The organism is Pseudomonas sp. BAY1663 (assembly GCF_000582595.1).
Classification (GTDB): Bacteria; Pseudomonadota; Gammaproteobacteria; order Pseudomonadales; family Pseudomonadaceae; genus Stutzerimonas; species Stutzerimonas stutzeri_AF.
On the sequence record NZ_AZSV01000165.1, the window covers coordinates 1 to 3,201 of the forward strand.

3 protein-coding genes, 3 tRNA genes and 1 rRNA gene are annotated in these 3,201 nt (G+C 56.9%); all 7 read left to right on the forward strand.

Features of this window, described 5'->3' with window-relative positions; translation table 11 throughout:
- The first annotated feature begins 47 nt into the window (after positions 1-47).
- A 5S ribosomal RNA gene (gene rrf, locus BAY1663_RS22335) occupies positions 48-163 on the forward strand.
- Positions 164-285: 122 nt separating this feature from the next.
- On the forward strand, positions 286-1,242 hold the full coding sequence (birA, locus tag BAY1663_RS22340; RefSeq protein ID WP_037045234.1) for a bifunctional biotin--[acetyl-CoA-carboxylase] ligase/biotin operon repressor BirA: 957 nt from the start codon (positions 286-288) through the stop codon (positions 1,240-1,242).
- Positions 1,239-1,979, forward strand: coding sequence for a type III pantothenate kinase (locus BAY1663_RS22345; protein WP_037045236.1), 741 nt, complete (start codon positions 1,239-1,241; stop codon positions 1,977-1,979). The genes birA and BAY1663_RS22345 overlap by 4 nt, the downstream gene beginning before the upstream one ends.
- Positions 1,980-2,003: 24 nt before the next feature.
- Positions 2,004-2,675 (forward strand): SPOR domain-containing protein, encoded by a 672-nt coding sequence (locus BAY1663_RS22350; RefSeq protein ID WP_037045238.1) that lies wholly within the window; start codon positions 2,004-2,006, stop codon positions 2,673-2,675.
- Positions 2,676-2,816: 141 nt separating this feature from the next.
- A tRNA-Tyr gene (locus BAY1663_RS22355) sits at positions 2,817-2,901 on the forward strand.
- A gap of 25 nt (positions 2,902-2,926) precedes the next feature.
- Positions 2,927-3,000 (forward strand) — tRNA-Gly (locus BAY1663_RS22360).
- A gap of 26 nt (positions 3,001-3,026) precedes the next feature.
- A tRNA-Thr gene (locus BAY1663_RS22365) sits at positions 3,027-3,102 on the forward strand.
- Positions 3,103-3,201 lie beyond the last annotated feature (99 nt).

A 3,201-nucleotide genomic window follows, 5' to 3' on the forward strand; every position in this document is an offset into this window, starting at 1 on the left:
TACCCAATACGGGAAGGCGACTGAATGCCGACTTCCCAACCGAATTGCTTGACGACCATAGAGCGTTGGAACCACCTGATCCCATCCCGAACTCAGCAGTGAAACGACGCATCGCCGATGGTAGTGTGGGGTCTCCCCATGTGAGAGTAGGTCATCGTCAAGCACCTATCCCAAACCCCCGATCCGCGTTAGCGGGTCGGGGGTTTGCTTTTGCGTACGATCCGGCTTCCTAGGCACTTACGGTCGGCGTCGCTATCATGCGAGCCTCGTTAGTTGGGGTGTGACATGAATAGGCTGTTGAGATTGCTCCAGGATGGGCGCTTTCATTCGGGGCAGGAGTTGGGGGAAAAGCTCGGTGTGAGTCGCAGCTCCGTCTGGAAGCACTTGCAGCGTGTAGAGAGCGAAACCGGCTTGAGGCTTTACAAAGTGCCGGGGCGAGGTTATCGCCTGGCTGAGTCGCTTTCCCTGCTCGATCATGAAAAGCTCGAGCCTCACTTGCGCCGGCTGGGATGGTCGCTGTACCTGCGCAGTACTATCGACTCCACCAATGCCGAGGCGCTCCGTCTGCTGCAGGAGCAAGTATCCGCTCCCTTTCTCGTTCTGGCTGAGGCTCAGACTGATGGGCGGGGACGGCGCGGCCGTAAATGGGTCAGTCCTGTCGGGCAGAATCTCTATTACAGCTTGGCTCTCAAGGTTGTTGGAGGGGCGCAGCAGTTATCGGGCATGAGTCTGGTCGTGGGGCTGGCGGTCATGCAGACACTGCGTCTTCTTGGCGTTGAACGGGCGGGGCTGAAGTGGCCAAACGATGTATATGCCGATGGCCGAAAGATCGCTGGGATCCTCTTGGAGTTGACGGGGGATCCGGCGGATGTGTGCCATGTCGTCATAGGCATAGGCATCAACGTCAACATGCTCATGGCCGATAGTGGAATCGACCAGCCATGGACCTCCGTAAGGGCTCAGACTGGAGGCATGGTAGATCGGAATGATCTCGTGCTTGCGCTGAGCGACTCGCTGCAGGGCTACTTGAAGCGTCATATGGCGCTCGGATTTCCAGCTTTGCAGGCCGAATGGGAGGCCAGCCATATCTGGCAGGGGTGCAAATGCACCCTCAGCACCGGCGCTCAAGATTTCTCTGGGATTGTGCTCGGGGTCGATCAGCAGGGGGCTCTCAGGTTGTCGATCAATGGCTGCGAACATTCGTTTAGTGGTGGGGAGCTCAGCTTGAGGTTGGATCCATGATTCTTGAGTTGGATTGCGGTAACAGCCTGATCAAGTGGCGTGTATTCGATCCTTCGGTCGATGTCGTATTGATGGAGGGCGTGGCGGTTTCGCTGGTCGAGCTGATCGCCCAGCTTGCGGAGCTGCCTGAGTTGCATGTCTCGCGTGCGAGACTGGTTAGCGTCCGTAGCGATGACGAGACCGCGGACGTTTGTTCGCGTCTGGCCGAAACGTTGGGCGTCGAGGTGCTGCGGGCAATGCCGGCGAGGCGGCTCGGCGGTGTGGTTAATGGCTACCTCGATCACGAGCGCTTGGGCATGGATCGTTGGTTGGCAATCGTGGGCGCCTTCGAGTTAGGGGCGCGCGCGATGCTCGTAATCGATCTTGGAACGGCCGTGACCGTTGATTTGGTCAACTCGGAGGGGGTTCACCTGGGCGGCTACATTTGCCCGGGTATGTCATTGCTTCGGCATCAGTTGCATGCTCATACGCGGCGTATTCGGTATGACGTTGAGTCCGCTCGGGCGCTTCGGGATGAGGCTCGGCCGGGCCGCTCGACAGCCGAGGCGGTTGAGCGGGGCTGCTTGCTGATGTTGCGCAGTTTTGTCGAGTCGCAGATCCTGCAGGCCGGCGATTATCTGGGGAGTGACTTCGTGGTATATGCCACGGGCGGCGATGTCGCTCTGATTGCAGGCATTGAGGGCATACGCTGCGTGCCTGATCTCGTATTCCGCGGCTTGGCCATCGCCTGCCCCTAGCCCATAGACAAGGTCGAAGCTTGCATGCGTTGGTTTTTTCTCCTGCTGATGCTGTTGAATGTCTTTTTCTTTCTACAACACCAGTACCAAGCGCCTCTGAGGATAAAGGAGGTAGCGCCACTCGACGCCTATAACAGGCCCCAGCAGAACATTACCCTGATCAGCGAGTCGCCTTCCCCAAAGCGACGTGAGCAGGTGGTGCCTGGCGAATCCGATAGTGCGTGTCTGTTCTTGGGTGGGTTCGATGATGAGCAGCTGGCCAATTCATTGGAGCAACGGCTGTTGAGCCTGGACGTGCAATCCAGTGTCCAGTTCGTGGATATGGCTGGCGGGGTGGATTATTGGGTGTATCTGCCTCCGCTGGCTTCCAGATCGGCCTCTCTGCGTCAGCTGCGAGAGCTGCAGAGCAGGAATATAGACAGTTACATCATCACGGTCGGTGACTTGGCCAACGGTATTTCACTCGGAATCTTTTCGCGCAAGGATTCGGCGGAGGGGGTCGTGGCTCGTCTGCGGGAGGTGGATTATGCTGCCCTGGTCCGTGAGCTGCCTCGGGTGCATCGCAAGTATTGGGTCCGTATTTCCGCTGCCAGCCGTCATCTCGTCGACGACACGATCCTGGAAGGGCTGATTAAGGATATGCCGGCGCTACAGCATCGGCAGATGTCCTGCACAAGCGTTGCAACTTCGGAATAGTTTGAATAGAATGGCGCCCGCTTCGCAGCTAGGGTCTGTTGTTCCGCTGTCGTAGCCGCTGTCATGGAAGCTAACCTCAAGATTTATATGAGAAAATGCTTGACAGCAGGGTGGCAAGTGATGAAAATGCCGCCTCACTTTGGAGGGGTTCCCGAGCGGCCAAAGGGATCAGACTGTAAATCTGACGTCATAGACTTCGAAGGTTCGAATCCTTCCCCCTCCACCAGATTCAAGCGTAGGCTTCGGCGTTCGCGGGTATAGTTTAGTGGTAGAACCTCAGCCTTCCAAGCTGATGATGCGGGTTCGATTCCCGCTACCCGCTCCAGCTTTGAGGGTTACGGTAAAAGCTTCGCTCATGTAGCTCAGTTGGTAGAGCACACCCTTGGTAAGGGTGAGGTCAGCGGTTCAAATCCGCTCATGAGCTCCAAACCACAAAGGCAGATATGTGAATATCTGCCTTTGTTTTAATGGTGGCGTGACTAGCTCAATTCAACGATGGGAGACGGTCTCGATGGCTAAAGAAAAG

Excerpts from the sequence above, each read along its gene's own strand:
- birA (WP_037045234.1), top strand. The coding sequence starts at position 286 with ATGAATAGGCTGTTGAGATTGCTCCAGGATGGGCGCTTTCATTCGGGG.
- BAY1663_RS22345 (WP_037045236.1), top strand. The coding sequence starts at position 1,239 with ATGATTCTTGAGTTGGATTGCGGTAACAGCCTGATCAAGTGGCGTGTA.
- BAY1663_RS22350 (WP_037045238.1), top strand. The coding sequence starts at position 2,004 with ATGCGTTGGTTTTTTCTCCTGCTGATGCTGTTGAATGTCTTTTTCTTT.